Below are 22358 nucleotides of genomic sequence, written 5' to 3'. Positions count from 1 at the left end.
AGTTAACATAGATAACCGCAACAAAAGACAAGGAGGTCTTGCATGCCGATTACCGATTGGCCCATGGACGAGCGACCGAGAGAAAAACTGCTTCGGCGAGGTCCCGAGTCCCTCTCGGACGCGGAGCTGCTGGCAATCTTCCTACGTACCGGAGTAGCCGGCCAGACGGCAGTGGACCTGGCGCGTAGCCTGCTTGGTGAATTCGGCGGCCTGCGACATCTGTTGGGTGCCGATCAACAGCGATTCTGCCGGGCAAAAGGCCTGGGCAGCGCCAAATATGCCCAGTTGCAGGCGGTGCTGGAGATGGCCAGGCGATACTTGCATGAGCAGCTCGATGCAACCGAGGGATTGAGCAGTCCGCAGCAGACCCAGGACTACCTTCGAGCCAAGTTGCGTCACTATGCCTATGAGGTGTTCTCCTGCCTGTTTCTTGATAACCGCCACCGTGTAATTCGCTACGAGGAGCTGTTCAGAGGCACCATAGACGGCGCCAGCATCCACCCCAGGGAGGTTGTCAAACGAGCCCTGGAGCACAATGCAGCAGCCCTCATATTCGCCCACAATCACCCCTCAGGGGTCGCTGAACCGAGTAGGGCCGATCGACAGATCACCCAACGCCTCAAGGATGCCCTGGCCCTGGTGGATATCCGCGTCCTCGACCATATCGTGATCGGCGAGGGAGACGCGGTCTCTCTGGCGCAAAGGGGGATGATTTAACCTCTGATTCCATACCAGGTTTTGCCCGGGCAGAGGCGCTTGAGGGGACTCTTTCAGAGAAGCGGCATGGATGCCGCGCAAGCCCCAACAGCACAGGGTTTAATACTCGGGACCGCCCCCTTACCCATCAATCACCACTTGCCTCTCACCCCGTACTCTGCTATAAATACGCGCCTTTCGCCCAGGGGATTAAATTATGTTCCCCATCCAGGGATAACTATTTCGAGGTTTGGACCATGTCAAAAGTCTGCCAAGTCACCGGCAAGCGCCCGGTCTCGGGAAACAACGTTTCCCATGCGCACAACAAGACCAAGCGCCGTTTTCTTCCCAATCTGCATACCCACAGATTCTGGGTGGAGAGTGAAAAGCGCTGGGTTCGTCTGCGTCTTACCTCCAAAGGTATGCGCATCATCGATAAGAAGGGCATCGATTCGGTACTTGCCGAGATGCGCGCCCGTGGCGAAAAAGTCTAACCGAGGAGTAGAGAGTCATGCGTGATAAAATCAAACTCGTCTCCAGTGCCGGCACTGGACACTTCTACACCACGACCAAGAACAAACGCAACCAACCGGGAAAGATGGAGATCAAGAAGTTCGATCCCAAGGTGCGCAAACACGTGATGTACAAGGAATCGAAGATCAAATAGATCTATCCATTCCCTGGAAGAGACCCGCCCTGATGGCGGGTTTTTTTATCTCTGGCGAATAATTTTTCCTGATTCACCACCATGCTCAGCCTAAGCAATAAAATTTTGAGTTGTCTAGGTAAAACCTATTTTCTTGGTAATGGGTGTCCGTAACGAGTCGTGAGCGTAGCGAACCCATCCACTCAAAACTCAAAACTTTTCTGATCTAATACCCCCCTTCCCATGCCTGTACATGTTGGATAACCAGGTAATTGTTCAACCTGGCCTGACTATTCAGGTGTCAGCTTTTCCAAGAGTAGATTACCAGTGTCATCAGATGTACAACGCCAACCAGGTTCGAGCCAGGTTGTGGATGCCATTTCTGTGATCAGCGCCGGCCCGGTAAGCACCTGTCCAGCAGCCAGTTGCGCTCTCGCATAACAGGGCACAGGGGAATCCACCCCGCATAGGGTCAACAGCTCGCTAGCCTCGGCTGGCTGCGACCTGGTTGCACGATTCAATTCAATTGCCGTCTGCGGGCCATGCAGGGCCACACGAAGATTCACCAACTCGACAGATACCGCCATGCGATGGCCATAGCGGGACTCATGCAGCTGATGAAAGTCATTCTCCACCTGGGCCAGGCTGCGCCAGGGAATGGTGAGGGTATAGGATTGCCCCAGATAGCGTAGATCCAAGGCATATTCAGCCTCGATCAGGTCCCTCTCGATACCCTCCCGCACAAGATCTTTCACTCCCCCCTGGGCGAGCTGAGAAAACGCCTGCCTGAGTTCACTATCGCTCAGGGTCTCGATCAGCCCAAGACGTGTGTGCACCAACTGGCGTCCAGGTCGGGTTGCCAGCATTCCCAGGGCGGAAAGGACACCCGCATTGACCGGCACCAGGGCTGCACGCATACCCAGGGCATCGGCCAGGGCACAGACGTGCAAACCGCCTGCCCCGCCGAAAGAGACCAGGGTGAAACCTCGCGGATCAACTCCCCGCTCGACGGATATCACACGCAGGGCCCGGGCCATGTGTTCATTGGCAACCCTTATGACCCCCTCCGCCGCCCTCTCCGGTGAGAGCTCCAGCCGGGTCGCCAATCGATCCATCGCCTTCTCTGCCGCCTGCAGGTCGAGTTGCATACGTCCACCAAGAAAGGCGCTGCTTCGCAAGCGGCCGAGAATAAGGTTGGCATCGGTGACCGTCACCTCTTTGCCTCCACGCGCATAGCAAGCCGGTCCTGGATCGGCCCCGGCAGACTCCGGTCCCACCTGCAACATGCCACCTGTGTCCACCCATGCAAGTGAGCCGCCCCCCGCACCGATGGTATGCATATCCACCATCGGCACAGCCACGGGCCAGGGTCCGATATGGCCCTCCCGGGTCAAGCGGGGGCTGCCATCGATCAATGCCACATCGGTTGAAGTGCCACCCATATCGATTGTCAGGAGCTGCCTGCGGCCCGACGCCGCAGCCAGATATCCGGCACCCACCAAGCCCCCCGCCGGACCTGAGAGTAGCATCCGCACCGCCTGCCGGGCGGCCTGGTCTGCCGCAATCGCCTCACCGGAACTCTGCATGACCGACAGACGAACCCCGCCAAGTCGCGCCTGTAAGCGCTCGATATAGCCCGCCACCAAGGGTCCCACCCAGCTATTCAGCCAGGTGGCTATACCCCGCTCATACTCACCGCTTGCCGGTAACACATCAGAGGAGCGGGAACAGAAGATAGCTTCAGGAATCACTGCCTCAATCTCCTTTTCGAAGTGATCATCGAGATAGCTGAACAGCAGGTTGATCGCGATAGCCTGTGGATCTCGACGGACAATCTCATCCTTTAGTATCTCAAGATCCTTAGCGGTCAAGGGCTCGACCACCTCTCCCTGGCTGTCAAGACGGCCACCGGTTTGCAGGCAGTCATGCCCCGCAACTGGCGGTGCCATGGAGCGTGGCTGCAAATCATAGAGCTCACCACGGGCTTGGCGCCCGATGCTGAGAATATCCTGCAAGCCACGATTGCCGATATAGAGTGTATGCACACCTTTTCCCTCCAAGGCGGCATTGGTGGCGACAGTGGAGCCATGCACAATGCCCAGCCCGGCTCTCTCCAGGCCCAGCTCATCTATACCCTGCAATATCGCCTGTTCCGGGGCCTGGGGAGTGGACAGCACCTTGTGGATCTGTATCTCCCCCGCTCGATAATAGACGAAATCGGTAAAGGTACCTCCGGTATCGACACCCAGCAGGCAACACCTTCCATCCTGGCGATCAAAGCCGTTCATTCACCATCCACCTCAGTTGCATGCAAACAAGAAAAGATCTGCACCCTGTGCAGTATGGAGAATCCAAGCCTGAGGTCAATTCTTACATGTATGGCTCTGATTTGCGGTGATTGGCGTATATTTGCGGATTGGTTCAAGCACGGGGTCTTGCATAGCGTACAAAGGGTGATATGTTTGGCAAGTCTCTAACCTAGCGGCCATACAGCACTATGCCGATTGCCAACCAAACCACTTTGTAGGTGTCGATGCCTGAACTTTTAACAACCACCCAACTCAGTCGTCAGTTTGGCGGCACCCCTGTGGTTTCGCCTATTGATCTGCAGTTAAAGCCGGGAGATATCCTTGGATTATTGGGGCCCAATGGTGCGGGAAAATCGACCATCATGCGCATGCTCAGTGGTGACCTTGCACCCAGCGCAGGCACAATCAGCATCTGTGGGGAGGATCTTTTAATCCGTCCGATCCATGCCAAGCGATTTATCGGCTATCTTCCGGAGCGCCCACCCCTGCATCGTGACCAGACCGTGGATGAGTATCTGTGGGACTGTGCCCACTTGCACGGTCTGAAAAGGAGTCGATCGAGGGAGGCACGGGAACAGACTAAACAGCGCTGTGGCCTGGAACAGGCTGGGCGACGCTTGATCCGTAAGCTGTCCAAAGGTTATCAACAACGGGTCGGCCTGGCCCAGGCGATCATTCACAATCCCCGGGTTGTCATCCTGGATGAACCCAGCGATGGATTGGATCCGGTACAGATCCGCCAGGTGCGTGAACTGATCCAGGAACTTGCGCCACGAAAGGGGGTGATTCTATCCAGCCATATCTTGCCGGAGATAGAAGCCACCTGTAACCGGGTCACTATTCTGCAACAGGGCAAGAGTGTCTACAGCGGGGAGATTACCCCACCCACCCAAACCAGTTATCGAATCGGTCTTGAACAGAGTCCGGAGCTGGATGCCCTCACTGGATTGGCAGCGGTTGCCGGCGCGGAACAGCTACATTCCGACTACTATCGCATCAGTTTGAAGTCGGGATGCCAACCCAGCGAGCTGGCACAACAGATCCTGGCCCAGGGATGGGGATTGATTGAGCTGAAACCAGAGAGGATAAGCCTGGAGCAACTGTTTCTAGAGGCTACCACCGGAGGGGTTTCATGACCGCCTATCTGGCTTGGATGGAGTGGCGGCGTTTCATGCGCACCCCCCTGGCCTGGATTATCTTCAGCCTCGGCCTGTGCCTGTTGAGCTGGCAGTTTCTCGCCACCCTTGAGATCTTCAACGGCATGCAGCCATCCCAGCGCAGCCTGGGATTGAGCCATCACCTTGGTTTACAACTCTACGGCCTCGCCTCGGTGCTGATCCTGATTATCACACCAATTCTTACTATCCGCAGTTTCAGCGAGACCTTCCGCAACGGCAGCTACGCCCTCCTCAGCAGCGCACCGCTGTCAAACCTCAGCATATTGTTAGGAAAGTTTCTCGCTATCCTGATCTATCAATTGTTGTTCATTCTGATCCCGTTTCTGCTTTGCATCAGCCTCTCTGTCGGCACCCAACTCGACTACGGATTGCTGCTTGCCGCCACCCTTGGATTGCTACTCCTGAGCGGCGGCTTTACCGCCATCGGTCTCTACTTCTCGGTACTCAATGAAAATCCGGGAATCGCCATCGCTGGCAGTTATGGTCTGCTGCTGTTGATTTCACTGCTCGATCAAAACACAGAGGGCGGCAGTTTCATCCACTGGCTGGCCTGGCCCTCCCACTACCTGGACCTGCAACTGGGTCTCGTCAGCATCAGCGATCTGAGCTATTTTCTGCTCCTGATGGTCTTCTTTCTGGGGCTGGCTCTATACAGGCTGGACAAGAGGCGCCGCGGATGATGACCTGGATCGGTTCACGCCTCAACGATCTGCTGTTCCATCTGGTGATGGTCGTCTTGCTGGTGCTATTGGCTTGGCTTAGCAGTCGTTATGACAACCAGTGGGATTGGACCCACCAGGGCAGTAACAGCCTCAACCCGATCAGTATTGAAATTCTACAACGCACTCCGGGTGAACTGAGTGTCACGGCATATGTAGGAGAAACGGCCAAACTGCGTGATCGGATACAGCGTTTTGTGGCCCGTTATCAGCGCCATAAACCAAATATTGAATTGACCTTCATCGATCCCCTGCGCCACCCGGACGAAGCACGCCGCCAGGGCATCAGTCTATCCGGTGAGATTGTATTGCGGCATATGCAAAGGGAGGAGCGTATCCAGAAAGTGGACGAGGAGCAGTTCAGCAACGCTATCCTGCGCCTGAGTCGTGACAATGCCTTCTGGATTGCGGGGCTTAGTGGTCATGGGGAGCGGGACCTTACCGGCAGGGCCAATCATGACCTGGGTGAGTTCGGCAAATCCCTCAAGCAACAGGGCTACCAGATAGCAGGACTCGATCTCGCAACCACACCCAGCCCGCCCGACAACACTGCGCTGTTGCTCATCGCCTCACCCGTCCGACCCTTATTGTCAGGCGAGATTGAGCGAATTTCCGACTATATTTCAGGGGGTGGCAATCTGTTGATAATGAGCGACCCCGGTAACTGGATCATCGAGGATTTGATCCAGCAACTGTTCGCCATCGAGCAGTTGCCCGGCACTATCGTGGATGCCAGCGGCAAGGCATTGGGCATTGATAATCCGGCCGTCGCCGTGGTGCCCGAATATCCCGATCACGCCGCCACCCAGGGATTCAATCTGCTAACCCTGTTTCCCCAGTCTGCAGCCCTTTCCGCCACTGAGCAAATGGAGTGGAAAACCACCCCCCTGTTGCAGACCCTGGATAAGAGCTGGAACGAAACCGGCCCCCTGAGCGGTGAAATCGAACGCGACCCGCTGGCTGGCGAGGAGGCCGGGCCTCTCACCATCGGCATTGCCCTCAGTCGACAACATGCGGAGAAGCAGCAACGGATTCTGATAATCGGTGATGGTGACTTTCTTGCCAACAGCTATCTCAACAATGCGGGTAATCTCGATCTCGGCCTCTCCCTCTGCCGCTGGCTGGTGGGCGATGATCAACTGATCGGCATACCCGCGCCCCAGGCCAGCGACCAGGAACTGCACCTCTCAAGGCTGGCCATCGGCACGATCGGCCTCGGCTCACTGATTGTGCTCCCGCTGCTGCTGCTGCTGACCGGTAGTGTCATGGGTTGGCGGCGAAATCGTGCCTAGCGATGATGTCGAGAGTCAAAATCAATCTGCTGCTGCTAGTTGTCGCCGGCCTCTTGGGACTGCTGGTATGGTTATCCCAACCCTCCCCCCTTCCCCCACTCACCCGGCTCGATCCACAACAGATCGAACGGATCAGAATCAACGATCTTCAGGGGCGTGAGATCGAATTGATAATGTTTGAGGACCGATGGCTGAGCGGTAACCAACCCGCTGATCAAACCCGCGTCGGACAACTGCTGAAAATCTGTCAGACCCCAAGTCTGCGTCGATTCGCGGCGCCAGATGACCTGGCCCCCTACGGCCTGGCCCCTGCCCCCATCGTGATGAGACTGAATGACTCGACACTCAGCTTCGGCAACAACGACCCGGTGAATGGCTGGCGCTATGTGCATCATCAGGGGGAGGTGCACCTGATTGCGGATGGCTTCTATCACCACCTCGTCGCACCGGCCGGGGACTGGCTCGCGAAATCATCAGATTGATGTGAGAACGAAATAAGATGCCTGAACTGCCGGAGGTCGAAACCACTTGCCGGGGCATCGCCCCCCATATCACCGGGCAACGCATACGCCAGGTCATCATTCGTCAGACCAGATTGCGCTGGCCGATCCCCGAGGATCTGCCACGCCTGTTACAGGGACGGAAGCTGTTATCGGTGGCCAGGCGGGGAAAATACCTGTTGCTCTCCTTTCATCACGGCACCCTGATCATCCATCTGGGGATGTCCGGCAGCCTGCGCCTCGTCAAAGCAAACACAGCGGCACAAAAACATGACCACTTCGATCTTCAACTGGGGAATGGGCGACAACTAAGATTGCGGGACCCCAGGCGCTTCGGCGCAGTGCTCTGGACCGATCAACCGGTCATGAACCACCCCCTGCTCGTCGATCTCGGCCCGGAACCCCTTGGAGACCGGTTTGACGGTGAATATCTCCATGCCCGGGGTAAGAGCCGGCGTATCCCGATCAAACAACTGATTATGGACAGTAAGACCGTGGTCGGTGTGGGGAACATCTATGCCAACGAATCCCTGTTCCGCGCCGCCATCCATCCCACCCGGCCCAGCAATAGAATCTCATATCAACGCTACCTGAGATTGGCAGAGGAGATCCGCAATGTGCTCAGGGAGGCTATTACACAGGGTGGTACCACGCTGCGGGATTTCCTCAATGAGGATGGTAATCCCGGCTACTTCGCCCAATCGCTCCTGGTCTACGGTAAATCGGGAGAACCCTGCCCTAGATGTGGCAGGGCCATTCGCAGCAAAACCATCGGGCAACGCTCCAGCTTCTTCTGCCCCGGCTGTCAGCATTGAGTGATATTGACACTGTCGCGCCTGACGGTTGTCTTTCGCAGTAGCGGCATGGATGCCGCGTAAGCCCCGTCAGCATACCCCAAGGGCACTTCCTTCGGGCGCATGGTGGGCTGTCGGGGCGTCGGAGAAAGACAACCGTCAGGCGCCGAGGGCTAGAAAAAACGCGTTGTTTCCGGACAGGCATGACTTCAGATCCAACTTGACACTCTCTTCACCCCCTCCTAGCATGCGTGAACTTTGTGTGAGTCATGGCAGCCTATGGATATAACAACAATTCGCGATCTTATCAGTGACGACATGGATGCTGTCGATAAAATGATCATCCGGCAGTTGAAATCGGATGTGGTGCTGATCAATCAGATCGGCGCCTACATCGTCCACAGCGGCGGAAAACGCCTGCGCCCGATGATCGTGCTGTTGGCCGCCCGCGCCTGCGGTTACACAGCCAACAGGCATATCGACCTGGCTGCCATCATCGAGTTCATCCATACCGCCACCCTGCTCCATGATGACGTGGTGGACGGCTCGGATCTGCGGCGCAACCGGGAGACAGCGAATGCAGTGTGGGGTAACGAAGCAAGTGTCCTGGTGGGCGACTTTCTCTACTCCCGCTCCTTCGAGATGATGGTCGACGTGGGCCGGATGCCGGTGATGGATGTCCTATCCCACGCCACCAACCGCATCGCCGAGGGGGAGGTGCTGCAACTGCTGAATGTGCACAATCCCGACACCAGCGAGGCGGACTACATGGAGGTGGTCAAACGCAAGACCGCCACCCTGTTCGAGGCCGGTGCGCGCCTTGGGGGCATCATCACCGGGGTTGACGAGGATCAGCAACAGGCCCTGGCGGATTATGGGCTGCATCTGGGTATCGCCTTTCAGCTGGTGGACGATGCCCTTGACTACAACGCCAAGAATAGTGAAATCGGCAAAAATATCGGCGACGACCTGGCAGAGGGTAAACCGACCCTGCCCCTGATCCAGGCCATGAAGAGCGCCAACCAGGAACAGCGCCAACGCCTGGCCAAGATCGTTGAACAGGGCGGCCTGGAAGAGATCGATTTCGTCATGCAGGCGATCGCCGAGAGCGATGCCATTGCCTACACCCAACAGCTCGCTCAGCAGGAGGCTGAACAGGCGAAACACGCCCTCGAACGACTGCCCGATACTCCCTATCGCCAGGCACTCACCGGCCTGGCGGACTTCTCGGTCGCCAGAACCAATTGAATCCCCTAGTGTACCTCGTCATAGATTCTGTACCATTCAGAGCCACCCCAATACGCCAGATTAAGGCGTGGCTCGCAGTCAATGGCGCGCCCTTAACAAGGGCCACAACGCAGAGCTGGCGTATTGGGGTCGCTCCCTTCGGGCGAGCCAGCAAAGGGCCATCCGCGGCGTTATGCCTCTTGGAAAGGACCCGGCCATTCCCTGCGAGTCATGCCTTGCGGCTAGCCCTTTGCTGACTCGCTGAATGGTACAGAATCTATGACGAGGTACACTAGCTGTTACCCTTTTGATGCCTACAGTTTCTATCGTCGATATTGAAACTGATACACCCTTTTCCTCTCACTCTACATAGGTAGCAGAGTGGCTACCCTTGTAGTTTGAGCAAAGACTATCTGCTACCCGCTTCGGTTGAATCCTTGGCTGCGGGATTCACGGTCGGTTCGAACGCGATGGGGAAAAGGAGAATCTCTCCGGAGGGGGAGATCCTGTAAGTACCGGTGATGCCCCTCAATAGCGGCACGGCTGGCAAAGCTTGGGCTTCCTGCATTCCAGACATGCCCTGCATATCGCTCTTAGCCTGCGGGCCAGGCATGCCACCCATACCCGACTGCCCCTCCATGCCGCTCATACCCTGCATTCCAGACATGCCCTGCATATCACTTTTACCCCGCGGGCCAGGCGTGCCACCCATACCCGACTGCCCCTCCATGCCGCTCATACCCTGCATTCCAGACATGCCCTGCATATCACTTTTACCCCGCGGGCCAGGCGTGCCACCCATACCCGACTGCCCCTCCATGCCGCTCATACCCTGCATTCCAGACATGCCCTGCATATCACTTTTACCCTGTGGGCCAGGCGTGCCACTCATACCCTGCATTTCGGGTCTCACTTGCTTACCGGGTTCCGGCATGCTTCCGTATTTCGATGGTGGAGGATAGTAGCCGCCATACGGTTGCCAGTATGGTCCATATCCATATCCCGGCGCACCACCATATCCGCCGTAGGCGGGATGAGGTGGCATAGCCGGCATTTGATAGGGACCGCGCGGGGCATATCCCTGTCCATAGCCGTAAGGCATATGGCCATCCTGGGCCATGGTTCCAGCAATGGGAAGCGCCGTGCAAATGGTAATCAGGAGTCCTCCAGCCAGAAGAGTGTGTGTCGTTTTCATTCCGCAATCCTCTCTAATTGTTTTGTTGAACAGTAGCGAAGAGTCGAGCGCCACCATGATTGGTACTTCGAGCGGCCCATGAAATATCGGATTATGAATTTTTCGAGCGCGGGTATCGGTCGAACAGCTTCCGACAGCGCACGATCTGTTGGCGCTCCGATAATCTATTCGCGCCAACAAACCCCTCTCCCTGAAGGTTAACACGAAGCCGCTACAGGGTTTGTTAATCAATTTTATCGGTCAGAAAACCGTTAAAGAATGGATAAAAAATTAGGATTTCCTAATGTTGCTTGCTGAAGGGACCTACTGTAAACTCCTGGCTCCGCTGAGGTTCTTGTATTCGGGGTGTAGCTCAGCCTGGTAGAGCACTGTCTTCGGGAGGCAGGGGCCGGAGGTTCGAATCCTCTCACCCCGACCAACGATTCCACAAAATATAAATCAGAAAAAATCTGGCATCACTGGCCAGTGATAGTCTTGTACTCTCGATAGAGAGCAAAGTGGCTATTCATCCAGAACGGGGCCAAACGCAATAGCTGAGGAATAGACCTTCTCAGCAGCATTGATCAAATCGAATAGCAGCTGCTCATCCACCTCGAGATGGCCTTCATATTCTGCTATGTTGCGGTGCTCATGCGCTTTCGCCAGCACCCGCCAAGTAGATGCATTGAGATCAAGCGTATGGGGCAGGCTTTGGAATACTGTATAGCGATGATTAGAGCGATAGCCATGCCAGCGCAATACGGCCAGGCAGAAAGCATGTGCCGCGTTATATGCCAGATCAAAGCGACTCTCCAATGAATTGGTTTTATTTCGAGCATCGTCCAAGCGGTTGCGTCCAGAGGACAACAACCCATTAAACTCAGCCTGAGTTCCCGTCTCTTTATTGAGTTGGCCAATCCGCACCAGATTGTCGAGTTTGCTCGAGGTCATTTTCCGATCCATGGATAATAAGCTTGGGCTGTTCCATTACTTTCATAATAAATGGATTTTCATCGACTATTTTATTCCGCCAATCCTGCAGTGTAAGCAGATTCGGATTTACCTGCCTGTGAAGTAGAGTTTCAGCCTCATGAAGGGCGTCATATATCCCGGTATAATCGAGATCATCACCAATAATCATCAAATCGATGTCGCTCCTTGCTGTATCCGTACCTTTGGCAACCGAACCATAGACAAAGGCGATATCGATCCGGTCCCTATATGGCTGCAGTGATTTCAAAAGGGGTTCCCGTAAACCAACTGTCTTTCGAATCAAACCACACAATTCCTTGAACACAGGGGAGTCAGGATTGGCCTGATAGTGCTTCTGATTGCCAATCCGCGTCACATTGACCAGACCACAAGCGGCGAGATTTGTCAGTTGCCGATGTACGGCTCCGGTGCCCGATTGGGCCATGTGGATCAATTCAGCCCCCTGGAAGCGCCGGTCGGGTTGGCCAAACAGGATACCCAGCACGCGTTGTTGCACACTTGTAAATAGCGCATCCTGAATAGTTACGGATCCTGATTCATTTATTCCCATTTTGGGAATAATAATACCCAAAATGGGAATATTCAAGCTACGAGCTGGAGTCTCCAGTCCATTCAATCAGAGCAATCTAAAAAACAGTTAATCCCACAACACATTCTCTTCTCTTTCATCAACCTCAGTCTCAGACAGAGGATCAGGCCCATGGCTTCCAGTTCCTGGACGGCCTTGATCACGACACGCATGGGGAGACCTGTCTGCTGCTCGAGACGTTTCTCGGATGGCCAACGATCGACATCTTCACTTATATATTCTGCCAGTGCGAGCAGGACAAGCTTCAACGTCGGCGACAGCTTTTGATCCCAAGCCCAATCCCTGGCGCAACGGCTCATCAGGCGGCCCTGTCCTCTTCCTCCAGCAACGCCGATGGCGAAACACCAAGCGCCACAGCTAGCGCCTTCAGCATCACCGCCGTCAACGGCCGCTCTCCGCGTTCAAGGCGACTGATCCCGCTCTGGTGAAGACCCACGCGCCTGCCTAGCTCCGCCTGGCTGATACAGGCATTCTTTCTCACTTCCCTGATGATCATATGGCATCCTCCTGATGTCCTTGCGACATATTATAATGTCCTTTGGTCATTATTCAAGACTGGAATGGCCGGTAGACATAATTGGTTATATGCTTATGCCATCTCAGCGAAATAAAACCAGCATTGCAGAGCCAGGATACCGGTCAAAAATGGACGTATTTCCCGCCAGACTCAAAGCCGCCCGCAAGGCCAAGCGCTACACCCAACGTGAACTAGCCACCCTCGTCGAAATGGACCAGGGACATATCTCACGCCTGGAGAATGGCGGTAAGGGCGTTTCCATTGAACACATTCAGGCACTTGCAAGGGAACTTGACGTGACCGTCTCTCACCTGCTTGGTGAAGAAATTAGAGACGAGACTGGTACATATAAAGCAACCGGGGAAAGAGCCACTATCCTATCCAACTACAGTGCACCACAAGGGTTGCGTGAGCTTGCGAGCAATGAAGGTTTGATTGATACGTTGAAAATTACAGATGCTGATTGGATTGTATTAAAAAGCATTCAATTGCCAGATAACGTTAGTATGGATGGGTATGTGCAATTGCTAATTACCATTCGGGCAGTTACCTGAGTTCATATGACGTCACAAATACTACAACCTGTGATTTTTAACCTGCAATTGCGCTGCTTCCCGATAAGGAATTTTGATAACAGTGGATGAAATCATTCCGTACAGGTCCTCACCCAACAACCGCAAATTTGGAGACCTATAGCGTAGTGCCGACGAAGGGGGTGCATACTTTTTGGCTCTGTTGAGTTAGCCCTACTAGGGCCACTTTTCTTTAGGTGTAGAAATCTAGACTAGATCTGGTATCTATTAAGATCGGTTCCGATGCCATCTGACAGCGTAGAGAGGCTGCCCAGGTTTAACCACCTCAATGCAGACCGAATACAAAGCCTGCTGCATCGGCAGGGAACGGCCAATAGCGAACGTTTAGCGACTTTCCCCTCGATGACAGCTTCCGAGCTGAAGCGGTCGTTTGATATTGGCTGGCACTGTTGTCGCTTCCGACGAGGAGCGGAAGAAGCGGAATCGCAATCTTGTAGGAATTTTTACTCTAACCCTAAACTTTAGTGTTCACTGTCAGTGAAATATGTTGACAGTATAATTTTTCCTTGTATACTTCATCTTCAAGGCTGGGCGTTAGCGTCCAGACGCTCTTTAAATCAAAGGCACTCTCTTAGTCAGTGGGTAGGGCTCGCCAGTAGTCGAACGCCGTTCGACGTTGGGTGTGACCAGCATCCAACTTTCGTCCCGCAAACGTCGTAGGCCGTGGAGCCTTGCGTCGGGATCGTCGGTCGCAAGCAAATTATGACGGCTTGTGGTCGAAGAAAATGGTGATGGGCTTCCGGGGCATTAGCAACTCCTATCCGGCCTTGCTTTCTGACGGCTTGGGCAATGTCGCCCGGTTTAGGAGAATCAAAATGTCTTCCGATTTAAAGAAACTCGTTGATGAGCTTGAGTTTTTGCTCGTCAGCCGAGGTGGTTCGCTTGATGCCCCAGCGAAGCGTGAGTTTGAGGCTCAACTTGATCAGATACGTAAGTCGATCGAGAGCGGCGATGCCAAAAAGCTTTTGCAAGTCCGAAAGGATATTTTGCAAACGATGGCCTCCCTGCTCAGCGTTTTGACAAACGTGATGAACCTTTTGAGCTGAAAACGAAGCGCTGAGCAGGAAGCCCATCGTTTTTACATGCTAACTGTTATGAATATTGGACACGCACTCAAAATTTGTCGAACTGCGAAACGCTTGTCTCTCGATGCGGTATCAACGAAATCGGGGCTCTCAAGGTCTTATTTATCCATGATCGAGTCAGGGAAGCGTGAGCCCACATTATCTGCTGTGAAAAAAATCGTACGGGCTTTGCAGATCCCGTTGCCCATTGTCCTGTTTCTGGCTGCAGATAGCGAAGAACTCGAAGGGCTTGATTCAGAAACCACAAAGAGACTCTCTGCCGCAGCCCTTGAAGTGATGAAGGCATAGAGTTGGATCGCCCGAAATACAAAAACAGGCCAATAAAAAGTGTTGCTGCCTTGTGTAAGGCTTTGGGGAAGACAGAAGGGTTTCTCCGATCCATCGCTGATCGTGCCTCTAGGCTGTATAGGGGACCAACTCCTAAACTAAAGAAAAATGGTGTCGATACTCGCGACGTGTACGATACTAAATATCCACTGAAGTCCTTGCTGAGGCGGATTAATCATGTGTTGTTGAAACACGTCGATTATCCAGCATTTTTGCATGGCTCGTTATCTGGGCGAGATCCAGTTTCCAATGCTCAGTCACACGAAGGGTCAAGTATCCTCATTGCCGAAGATATCGCTGGCTTCTTCGATTATATTGATGCGGATCGAGTTTTTTCAGTTTGGGCTGGATGTTTGCGGTTTGATGAAGACTCAGCTGAGCTTTTGACGAAATTAACCACCAAGGATGGCTACGTATGCCAGGGGGCTCCCACTAGTTCGTATCTCGCGAACCTAGCCTTGTGGGATATTGAAGGGGAGGTTGTTAGGAAGCTTCGAGACCGTGGTTTTCGATATAGTCGATATGTGGATGACATTGCTGTCTCGTCCAAATCGCCCACTAGTCAAGAAGATGTAGAATGGGTGATAGCCCAGTTATACGCGATGATGGGCTCTCGCGGGTTTAAACCAAAACGTTCCAAGCACTCGATCCAGACCGGCTCAAACCGAATCGATCTCATGCGATTTGGCATTAATCGGACACTTACGTTATCCCCCCAAGAGAGGTCAAGCATTCGGGCGCATCTCCATGCTATTGAGGACATGGTTGATAGGGGAGAAGTCGGTGACACTGTTGCTTCGTCTATTCGAAGCGTCCAGGGACGGTTGGGGCGACTGAAGAAGTTGCACCCTATGGATGCAGAGGCACTAACTTTGCGGCTAGAAGCTTTGAAATCAAAGCTTTGTTAATAAGCTTGGGGCAGAGTAAAAACTCTTCCGGCCAACGACCGCTATTCGCCGGGAAATGTCGTTTACTAGGACAGACTGAATGTCGGCTTCGGTCGCGTAGCAGGCGTCTAAGCTGAAAGCTCGCTATGTCTGCTTTTACCCGGACGGAAGCTATGACTGCCAGATGACATCAAAACTAGACTTTCAATCTGTCAGATCAAGTTCACGGCATTGGGGTCGAAGCCCTTTAGAGTGGAACAGCGACTTTTCCTAGCCTATCCAACCCAAGTGAGACTATTCAAGGCCACCTTCGCGACCGTAGATGACATTAGTGTGTAACTTTCTACTTCCGGAAAGCGGACATTAACGACCCTGCTAAGCCGAGGGCCCGCCAGCGGCGGGGCCGTCGGCTTGAGCAGATTGTTGGTCTTGCTCGGTCGGAATACCAAACTTCTGCTTCATTTCGTCTCGCGACCTGACGAGCAGCGACACGACAAATGACAGGCAGAGCGATGTGTAATCCTCTTCAGTGTCGCTATGAACTCCACGACCACGCTCCTCCACCCCCATTCGGTAGAATGCCATTGGCAAACCGTGAACATGACTAGATAGAAACTTGTAAAGCCAACGAAACGTATGCAGGTCAACTCCTGCCCGATTTGCTATTTCTTCGAGCGGATGGAGATAGGCCCTATTTCCATTCAAGAACTGCTTCTGTTGGTTCGACGCTATCGTGGCAAAGAATACGTTGGCGGTTAGACGGCCTTGCAGTTCGTTCAGTTGCTCTTGAAAACCCGATACGTCCTCCGGTGGGTCCGGCAATTCAGAAAACAGACGAAGTCGACTCTGGCAGTCATGAATATTGAATATGTTCCATCTGCATTGCCATTCATCATCGGAACATGGCTCCGCGCACAAGTAGAAAAAGGCCAACCGTATTTCTAACAGTGCTCGTGTCAGGCTTGCAATTGATGCGTAATCCCAATGCTCGACTATCTTATTGGACCATGGACTGTACGGTGCCAGCACCGCGATGCTAACCGCACGTGTGCAGAGCGAAGTAAACAAAACCGAAGCAAAATAGTGAGATCCCGTTGCCGATCGAATCCCCGCGCAAGCTTGGGAAACCGAAATACAATCCCTGACGACGTTATCTAGCGCCGACACACGGTCCTTGTAATGGTCCGATGGTTCGCTGTTCATTTAAAAGCCCAACAGCTTTATTAACGAGACCCCGCGTCTCGTCATACATTTATAGCAAGACCTCTATATAACACTTTAATTGACAGAATATCAATGACTTATAATCATGGCGTTTCGTTATACATTCTCAGCAAGTCGTGACAGTGACAAACTGTGGACTTCGGAGGAAAATCATGGGGTCAGCCAACTGAATCCCGTACGCCACGCCTACTTGATCAGGCCCGAAACGCCTGTCGGCAGAAACATTTCAGTCACAGAACTGAAAAGTCCTATGTCTACTGGATACGCCAGTTCATCCTCTTCAGTGACAAGCGCCACCCCAACGAGATGGGCAAGCAGGAAATCGAAGGCTACCTCAACCACCTGGCCTCCCGTCGCAACGTCTCTGCCAGTACTCAATAAACAGCCTCCATCTTCAACGTGACCAAAACGTGACGGAATCTAGTCACATCAAAACTATTCAAGGCACTTTGAGTCACAAAAGCACAGGGCCAGCTTACGCAACTCATTGATTTAAAAAGAATCTAGAATAGATATCTGGATTCGGGAGGCAGGGGCCGGAGGTTCGAATCCTCTCACCCCGACCAATAATTTCCCCACTTACTGAATAGGACCGAGCAGATTTGTAGCGGAATAGACCTTTTCAGCAACTGCGACTGCGTCTATCAAACGGCCTGATTCATGGTTGGCTGTCCAGTTCCCGTGTCTCTTCTCTCTTATGTAACCAGCGATGCGATGCGCCCCGCGTGTTTCTGTTGCCCTGCATCGTGGCTTCTTCATAGATCGGCTGAATGGCACGCCGAACGATGCCTGGGAAACGGTCCTCCAACCCCGCCATATCGGCGACCAGTTGATCGGTCGCGAACTGGATCGAGATGTGCTTTTCCAGTTCGATGGTAACGAACGGCGGCGCGCTGCCCTGATCTATCGATGCATACAGGCGGTCAAGGTGGCCGCCGAGCGAGTCTTCAAGCGGGCGACCATCGATGGCGAGTACTCTGAGTTGCAGCAGGTCCAGGCCGTATTCTGAATAGCTCATCGCCTGGGTATCGGGTTCGATACTGCTGACCATGAAGATTTTTTTACCGGGCGCGGCGTCATTCACCAGATCCCAACGCCAGTTACCGGTACTTTCGACCTTCTCCAGCAGCTCACGGGTTACCTCGGTAATGACCAGACCGCCAAGGTAGCCCCACTCCAAGGGATAATCGGCACCCTCTGTCGGCAACCAGATTCGCGGTATCTCGGTTGGCTTCATCACCAGGTTGACCGTCGAGTCGACTCCCTGGCGTTTGATATCGAGCTTCAGTTCGGTACCAGGTGCGGCGGTGTTGACGACGAACCACCAGGGCACTTTGCCAATGACCGGATGATCAATCTCGCCATGCTCAATGGCATGTCCATCGACCGCGGTGACGATATCCCAGCGTTTGATGCCGGCGGTTGCGGCCGGGCTGTTCTCAAGCACATGCGAGACGACCAGCCCGGCTTGTTCCGCACTGACTTGTAACGCCTTGCGTGAGACCGGGTTCAGGTTGTAGCTAATAACGCCGGTGTTGGTCTTGATGAACTGGCCTTCCTCCGACATCACGGAGACAACCTGTTTTGCAGTACTGAACGGAATCAGCAGACCGATGTTCTCGCCAGCACCGTAGCGTGCGCTAATGCCTATCACCCGCCCCTCCGGGCTGATCGCCGGTCCACCGCTGTTACCTGGGTTTACAGCGGCATCGGTCCTGATCAGGGTGACATGATCGAGTCGCCGCTGATAGAGATCGTGGCGTGCTTCCCAGCTGGAAATAATCCCTTGGGTGGCAACGAGCTTCTCGCTGTTGCCGAAGCCAAGCACGGCAACCTCACCGCCGGGGCGTGCCTCGTCCCAGGTCGCCCAATCGAGTGGGCCGATGGGGCCGTTGATCCGTTGAAATCGTTCACGCTCGTTCTCATCCATGAACTCGAGCGTTGCCAAGTCGAACCGAATGCTGGGTTTGGATGCGAGACGCATCGCAAACTTCTCTTTGCTGCGCACGCCTTCGACTTTGATGGAACGTGCACCCTCGATAACGTGTTGGTTGGTGACCAGTGTGCGATCATCAATAAAGAATCCGGTGCCCATTCGCTGCGCCAGATCGCCTTGGCGGTAGGGCTTTAGATGCTCTCGGGTCTCGTGAATGACGTACACCCTGACGATGCCTGAAGATGCCTCATGTTTAGCGTCTTTCCAGTCAACGCCATGCGCATGGGAAGCCAGAAGAAAAAGAAATGAAAAAAACCAACTTGATATCCGCACGACCAATAACCTCAAAACTGCTATGACGACCGCATTTGCCCGGTCGACATCTCTTATCTACCTATAAGTAGGTACTATGCAGCATTCGGGCCATATATTTACGAACCGCATTCTCTACCTCATTATTTCGGCGTGAGCACCGTCTCAAGCTGTGCCGCCCGCGGCAAGCTATTCAGCCAGCCTAGCGCCATTCGGGAAGAAGATCAGCACATTCTATCGTCCATCAGAAAATGCAATGCACCAATGTGGTGCATATACCAATATCGTTAATCCGCCATTTTAACGATGACTCTCATCGACAAATCTGACCAATTTTTGACACAAAACAGTCATCAATAGTTCAGTAATATCACACTGAGTCACTCAGGTAATCGACCGGACTTGCCAACCAATCGAACCAATTCGGATTGGATTTCCTCATTGCCTTATACACCTTACCTTCCGACCAACGCCTAGGTCATGCAGACCGTAAATAGTGCACATCCATTCAGTGGACAAAGTTACAGCAACATATAGGCAACACCGGGATGATAAACAGCAGGAGCAGCGGTTTTGCCCTCATCAATGCAGTACATCGATTACCCTGCGATGGGAGAACGACCATGGAAAAGCGCTATCACTATCTAATCTGCAGTCTCGCAATACTGCTGTATGCATGCCAGATTCAAGCCGCCATCGGCGACAGTTACAGTGAGGATTGGCAACAACGACGCCTCATGCATCCCACTCCGAGCGATTTGAGCAGGGAGCAGGCAGGTCATATTATGATCTACGACGGCCTTACCGACCATCAGGTCGCGACGGCCATGGACCGATACTTCAACCGCATTCAGTCCATGATGTTCACCGGTATTGTGGTGACCGACCTGGACGGTGCGCCAAAGACCGATCCCGACACGGGAGACTTCATTACGGAGAATGACGGGTGCGATTAGTACTCCGCTAGCGCAGCCCCATGGTCAACAAGCAAAAACCTCTGCCGATATGTTTTTGCGCTGCAATTATCTTCACATCTGAGATATTTGCCATGTCCATGCTGCGCCCGCTGGGGGCATCCTCAATCTCATGCATTGGCAGGGTGAAGTGGTTGTAACCGGTATGTACCAATAAACGCCGATTATATCTGTCCTCATAACGTCTATTATGGCCTTGGTCGTGGATGCGTAAGGTCAGCGGCAGATCAGCCACTTGATCGGAATAGATCGCCAACTCGAAATATGCGTAGCCACGCCAATCCGGTTCCGGTTCCTGCATATCGACACCGGGCCAGGGGCCTTCAGCCAGAGTGACATAAACACAGGAGTTGATACCTGAATCTGCTGGTATCGAAGCATCCCTCGGCAGGTCGATATGGCGAATCTCACCACCTTCACTCCCCTCTATCAATGCCCTGGAAAAAAAACTATCCGGATTGATCAGGCGGGGAAACTGATCAACCCTGACCTGATAAGCAAAGGACCAATAGATGGGTTGGGAAAACGCCACCAGGGCAAGCAGCGTAACAATGAGAATGCTAAGGTGCGAAGAGAAGGACCGCTTTATAAAACCGCAATAGAGAACGCCGCCTGCGACAATACCCAACAGATCCATAAGAATATCATACAGGCTGGGGTCACGGCCTATGAGATACTGCACAGCCTCTATGCTGATACCAAACAGTAAAGCGAGTGACATTACCGGCCATATCGGCCTGGTCAGATTTTTTCCAAATAGCCAAAGTGCCAAAAGGGTCAGCAGGCTGAAGATCAGAAAATGACCGGAGTCCTGCAGCGCATACATCAGGCGGTATTCACCCGGCAGGTTGGTTCCCAGCAGTATTACCGTTGTTAATACAAGGACCAGTACAAACAGCCCTGTTTTTTTTAGAGACACGAGAGACACACGCTATCATTCCATAGTGTTGAGGTCAGAGTTAAGCATGCTTTTTAGTGGGAAACCAGCTACCTGCCGAGTCAGATGATCGTTTGCTGATTGAAGCAATGCCTGAGAGGCATCGAGCATGGCTCAGTGGGAGAGAAAACCGGCACTATACAAGGTCAAATCCACATGTCTCAGCCACTTTGTAAGGGGTGCCTGATCCTGGGCAGGGGTTTCATCATTTACCCATCTTCTCAGCGCCTCTCTGGCTGTACTCTGGACAAGATAGATCATCTCTCTGACCAGGGCATCCAGTTCCGAGAGCGCTCGCTCCTCATCACCGATGATGTTCAACAGCTTGACCGGGGCACGCAGATCGAATCCACAGCGTTGTGCCATGCCAGTCAAACGCTGTAGCTGTTTCACGATGAACAATGCCATTTCGTTATCGCCGCTGACATCGATCCCATCGGCACCCTGCAATATATCATTCAACAATTTCATACGCGCCTGCAGGATAGTTTTATTGACACTACCAGCCGGAGCGGCCTTATCCGCAGATCCATCCAACCGTTTTGCCGATTCGATCAGTGGCATAATGATATCCTTGCCAAAACGGTCAGCATTGAATTTCAACACCTCCGCGGTGGAGAAGAGTCTACCGCTGTTGTTCTTACGTTCCAGTCGGACCGCGGTCAGCAGCTCGGCTGCACCGAGCACACGCGCCGCAGGAATGATCTCCTCTCCAGACAGGCCATTGGGATAGCCGCTGCCGTCGAGTCTTTCATGATGCTGATGAACCGCCTCGCTGATGCGGGGATGGTAGTTAGGGAATGGTTTCAGAAACCGATAGGCGATGCTCGGATGAGAGTAGATTTGACGATGCTGCGCCATCGACAACGGCTGCCGGCTGGTAAACAGATCAGGCACCAGATGCATCTCGCCCAGATCCTGAAACAGGGCAGCTGTCGCCAGCTCCTGCCTGTCATCAGCAGGCCACCTCAAGCGGGATACGATATAGAGCGCAACCAGTGCTACCCGCAGCATGTGCTGATAACGTTCAACACAGCGTTCCCGGCATACCGTCAGCTTGAATGCCAACTGTGGCTCAAGGGGGATTGTTCCGATCGGGGTGAGTAGATCTCGCTGGATGAAACGCTTATCAATGGCCTGCTCCAGCTCAGGTTCACTGTGGAGTAAACCCTTCCCATCAAGCATAAGCCTGTCTGCCGTGACCCTATCCTCCACAGCCAGGGAATAGTCCAATGGTCGCAATAACTGATGGCCCGCCAACCGATCATATTTAGCACTGTCAACCGATTCCCCCCGTTGTATCAGAGTGGCACCCTGGTGATTACGGATATCATCAATGGCTACTACCTGACGCATATCGCCAAGTTCCGTGACCAGCTTGATATAGGGATCGGGATCTATCACTGAGTCCATATGCCTGGGGTGAGGTGTTCCTTATCAAGTAGCGAC

At 53.5% G+C, this 22358-nt stretch carries 25 protein-coding genes, 1 tRNA gene and 1 pseudogene; 17 read left to right on the top strand and 10 right to left on the bottom strand.

The window, feature by feature from the left end; translation table 11 throughout:
- Window positions 1-42 precede the first annotated feature (42 nt).
- The 3 genes from radC (at window position 43) to rpmG (ending at window position 1363) form a co-directional block, all read left to right on the top strand.
- A complete protein-coding gene (gene radC, locus R2K28_RS03165; protein WP_316367947.1) occupies window positions 43-717 on the top strand; it encodes a RadC family protein in 675 nt (224 codons plus the stop codon).
- Window positions 718-953: 236 nt separating this feature from the next.
- Window positions 954-1190 carry a 50S ribosomal protein L28 gene (gene rpmB / locus R2K28_RS03160; RefSeq protein WP_316367946.1) on the top strand — a complete coding sequence of 79 codons (237 nt, stop codon included), beginning with the start codon at window positions 954-956 and terminating at the stop codon, window positions 1188-1190.
- Window positions 1191-1207: 17 nt separating this feature from the next.
- Window positions 1208-1363 (top strand): 50S ribosomal protein L33, encoded by a 156-nt coding sequence (rpmG, locus tag R2K28_RS03155; protein WP_068990016.1) that lies wholly within the window; start codon window positions 1208-1210, stop codon window positions 1361-1363.
- Window positions 1364-1632: 269 nt separating this feature from the next.
- Here rpmG and R2K28_RS03150 read toward each other — a convergent pair whose 3' ends face one another.
- On the bottom strand, window positions 1633-3630 hold the full coding sequence (locus R2K28_RS03150) for a hydantoinase/oxoprolinase family protein (protein ID WP_316367944.1): 1998 nt from the start codon (window positions 3628-3630) through the stop codon (window positions 1633-1635).
- A 245-nt stretch (window positions 3631-3875) separates the two neighbouring features.
- Here R2K28_RS03150 and R2K28_RS03145 point away from each other — a divergent pair, with 245 nt between their 5' ends.
- From R2K28_RS03145 to ispB, 6 genes are all read left to right on the top strand, one after another.
- Window positions 3876-4787 (top strand): ABC transporter ATP-binding protein, encoded by a 912-nt coding sequence (locus tag R2K28_RS03145; protein WP_316367943.1) that lies wholly within the window; start codon window positions 3876-3878, stop codon window positions 4785-4787.
- Entirely contained in the window at window positions 4784-5509 is a 726-nt protein-coding gene (locus R2K28_RS03140) for an ABC transporter permease subunit (protein ID WP_316367942.1), read from the top strand. Before R2K28_RS03145 ends, R2K28_RS03140 begins: the two co-directional genes overlap by 4 nt.
- On the top strand, window positions 5506-6840 hold the full coding sequence (locus R2K28_RS03135; RefSeq protein ID WP_316367941.1) for a GldG family protein: 1335 nt from the start codon (window positions 5506-5508) through the stop codon (window positions 6838-6840). Before R2K28_RS03140 ends, R2K28_RS03135 begins: the two co-directional genes overlap by 4 nt.
- A gap of 2 nt (window positions 6841-6842) precedes the next feature.
- Window positions 6843-7322 (top strand): hypothetical protein, encoded by a 480-nt coding sequence (locus R2K28_RS03130; RefSeq protein ID WP_316367940.1) that lies wholly within the window; start codon window positions 6843-6845, stop codon window positions 7320-7322.
- Between the two features lie 17 nt (window positions 7323-7339).
- Window positions 7340-8155, top strand: a complete 816-nt coding sequence (mutM, locus tag R2K28_RS03125) for a bifunctional DNA-formamidopyrimidine glycosylase/DNA-(apurinic or apyrimidinic site) lyase (protein ID WP_316367939.1) — start codon at window positions 7340-7342, stop codon at window positions 8153-8155.
- A 258-nt stretch (window positions 8156-8413) separates the two neighbouring features.
- Window positions 8414-9382 (top strand): octaprenyl diphosphate synthase, encoded by a 969-nt coding sequence (gene ispB, locus R2K28_RS03120; protein WP_316367938.1) that lies wholly within the window; start codon window positions 8414-8416, stop codon window positions 9380-9382.
- Between the two features lie 388 nt (window positions 9383-9770).
- Here ispB and R2K28_RS03115 read toward each other — a convergent pair whose 3' ends face one another.
- Window positions 9771-10556, bottom strand: coding sequence for a hypothetical protein (locus tag R2K28_RS03115; RefSeq protein ID WP_316367937.1), 786 nt, complete (start codon window positions 10554-10556; stop codon window positions 9771-9773).
- A gap of 341 nt (window positions 10557-10897) precedes the next feature.
- Here R2K28_RS03115 and R2K28_RS03110 point away from each other — a divergent pair.
- A tRNA-Pro gene (locus tag R2K28_RS03110) sits at window positions 10898-10974 on the top strand.
- Window positions 10975-11057: 83 nt separating this feature from the next.
- Here the strand turns inward: R2K28_RS03110 and R2K28_RS03105 are convergent.
- Genes R2K28_RS03105 through R2K28_RS03090 form a run of 4 tightly spaced genes read right to left on the bottom strand, consistent with a single transcriptional unit; the run spans window position 11058 to window position 12613 of the window.
- Complete coding sequence (locus R2K28_RS03105; RefSeq protein ID WP_316367936.1) at window positions 11058-11486, bottom strand: hypothetical protein; 429 nt, start codon at window positions 11484-11486, stop codon at window positions 11058-11060.
- Window positions 11437-12114 (bottom strand): nucleotidyltransferase domain-containing protein, encoded by a 678-nt coding sequence (locus R2K28_RS03100; RefSeq protein ID WP_316367935.1) that lies wholly within the window; start codon window positions 12112-12114, stop codon window positions 11437-11439. Before R2K28_RS03100 ends, R2K28_RS03105 begins: the two co-directional genes overlap by 50 nt.
- Window positions 12115-12140: 26 nt before the next feature.
- Window positions 12141-12416: a helix-turn-helix domain-containing protein gene (locus tag R2K28_RS03095; protein WP_316367934.1), complete on the bottom strand. Its 276-nt coding sequence runs from the start codon at window positions 12414-12416 to the stop codon at window positions 12141-12143.
- A complete protein-coding gene (locus R2K28_RS03090; RefSeq protein ID WP_316367933.1) occupies window positions 12416-12613 on the bottom strand; it encodes a helix-turn-helix domain-containing protein in 198 nt (65 codons plus the stop codon). Before R2K28_RS03090 ends, R2K28_RS03095 begins: the two co-directional genes overlap by 1 nt.
- A gap of 149 nt (window positions 12614-12762) precedes the next feature.
- On the opposite strand from R2K28_RS03090, the gene R2K28_RS03085 reads away from it, so the two are divergent.
- From R2K28_RS03085 to R2K28_RS03070, 5 genes and pseudogenes are all read left to right on the top strand, one after another.
- Window positions 12763-13188: a helix-turn-helix domain-containing protein gene (locus R2K28_RS03085; protein ID WP_316367932.1), complete on the top strand. Its 426-nt coding sequence runs from the start codon at window positions 12763-12765 to the stop codon at window positions 13186-13188.
- 749 nt (window positions 13189-13937) lie between these two features.
- Window positions 13938-14273 (top strand): hypothetical protein, encoded by a 336-nt coding sequence (locus R2K28_RS03080; RefSeq protein ID WP_316367931.1) that lies wholly within the window; start codon window positions 13938-13940, stop codon window positions 14271-14273.
- A 36-nt stretch (window positions 14274-14309) separates the two neighbouring features.
- Window positions 14310-14438 (top strand): annotated as a pseudogene (locus R2K28_RS20405) (helix-turn-helix domain-containing protein); the annotation flags it as partial.
- A 21-nt stretch (window positions 14439-14459) separates the two neighbouring features.
- Entirely contained in the window at window positions 14460-14600 is a 141-nt protein-coding gene (locus R2K28_RS03075; RefSeq protein ID WP_316367930.1) for a hypothetical protein, read from the top strand.
- A gap of 167 nt (window positions 14601-14767) precedes the next feature.
- The gene (locus R2K28_RS03070) at window positions 14768-15547 is read left to right on the top strand and encodes a reverse transcriptase family protein (RefSeq protein ID WP_316367929.1); all 780 of its coding nucleotides are present in this window, start codon (window positions 14768-14770) and stop codon (window positions 15545-15547) included.
- A gap of 354 nt (window positions 15548-15901) precedes the next feature.
- On the opposite strand, the gene R2K28_RS03065 is transcribed toward R2K28_RS03070, so the two are convergent.
- Window positions 15902-16729 (bottom strand): DUF5677 domain-containing protein, encoded by an 828-nt coding sequence (locus tag R2K28_RS03065; protein WP_316367928.1) that lies wholly within the window; start codon window positions 16727-16729, stop codon window positions 15902-15904.
- Between the two features lie 153 nt (window positions 16730-16882).
- Here R2K28_RS03065 and R2K28_RS03060 point away from each other — a divergent pair, with 153 nt between their 5' ends.
- Window positions 16883-17131 carry a site-specific integrase gene (locus tag R2K28_RS03060; RefSeq protein ID WP_316367927.1) on the top strand — a complete coding sequence of 83 codons (249 nt, stop codon included), beginning with the start codon at window positions 16883-16885 and terminating at the stop codon, window positions 17129-17131.
- Window positions 17132-17408: 277 nt separating this feature from the next.
- Here the strand turns inward: R2K28_RS03060 and R2K28_RS03055 are convergent, their stop codons facing one another.
- Complete coding sequence (locus tag R2K28_RS03055) at window positions 17409-19019, bottom strand: S1C family serine protease (protein WP_316367925.1); 1611 nt, start codon at window positions 19017-19019, stop codon at window positions 17409-17411.
- Between the two features lie 602 nt (window positions 19020-19621).
- Here R2K28_RS03055 and R2K28_RS03050 point away from each other — a divergent pair.
- A complete protein-coding gene (locus tag R2K28_RS03050; RefSeq protein WP_316367924.1) occupies window positions 19622-19954 on the top strand; it encodes a hypothetical protein in 333 nt (110 codons plus the stop codon).
- Window positions 19955-19961: 7 nt separating this feature from the next.
- Here R2K28_RS03050 and R2K28_RS03045 read toward each other — a convergent pair whose 3' ends face one another.
- Both R2K28_RS03045 and R2K28_RS03040 read right to left on the bottom strand, forming a co-directional pair.
- Window positions 19962-20891: a VanZ family protein gene (locus tag R2K28_RS03045; RefSeq protein WP_316367923.1), complete on the bottom strand. Its 930-nt coding sequence runs from the start codon at window positions 20889-20891 to the stop codon at window positions 19962-19964.
- 132 nt (window positions 20892-21023) lie between these two features.
- Window positions 21024-22322: an HD-GYP domain-containing protein gene (locus R2K28_RS03040; RefSeq protein ID WP_316367921.1), complete on the bottom strand. Its 1299-nt coding sequence runs from the start codon at window positions 22320-22322 to the stop codon at window positions 21024-21026.
- Window positions 22323-22358 lie beyond the last annotated feature (36 nt).

Source organism: Candidatus Thiodiazotropha sp. CDECU1 (assembly GCF_963455295.1).
GTDB lineage: Bacteria > Pseudomonadota > Gammaproteobacteria > Chromatiales > Chromatiaceae > Thiodiazotropha.
This window is presented reverse-complemented; position numbering and strand designations above follow the sequence as displayed.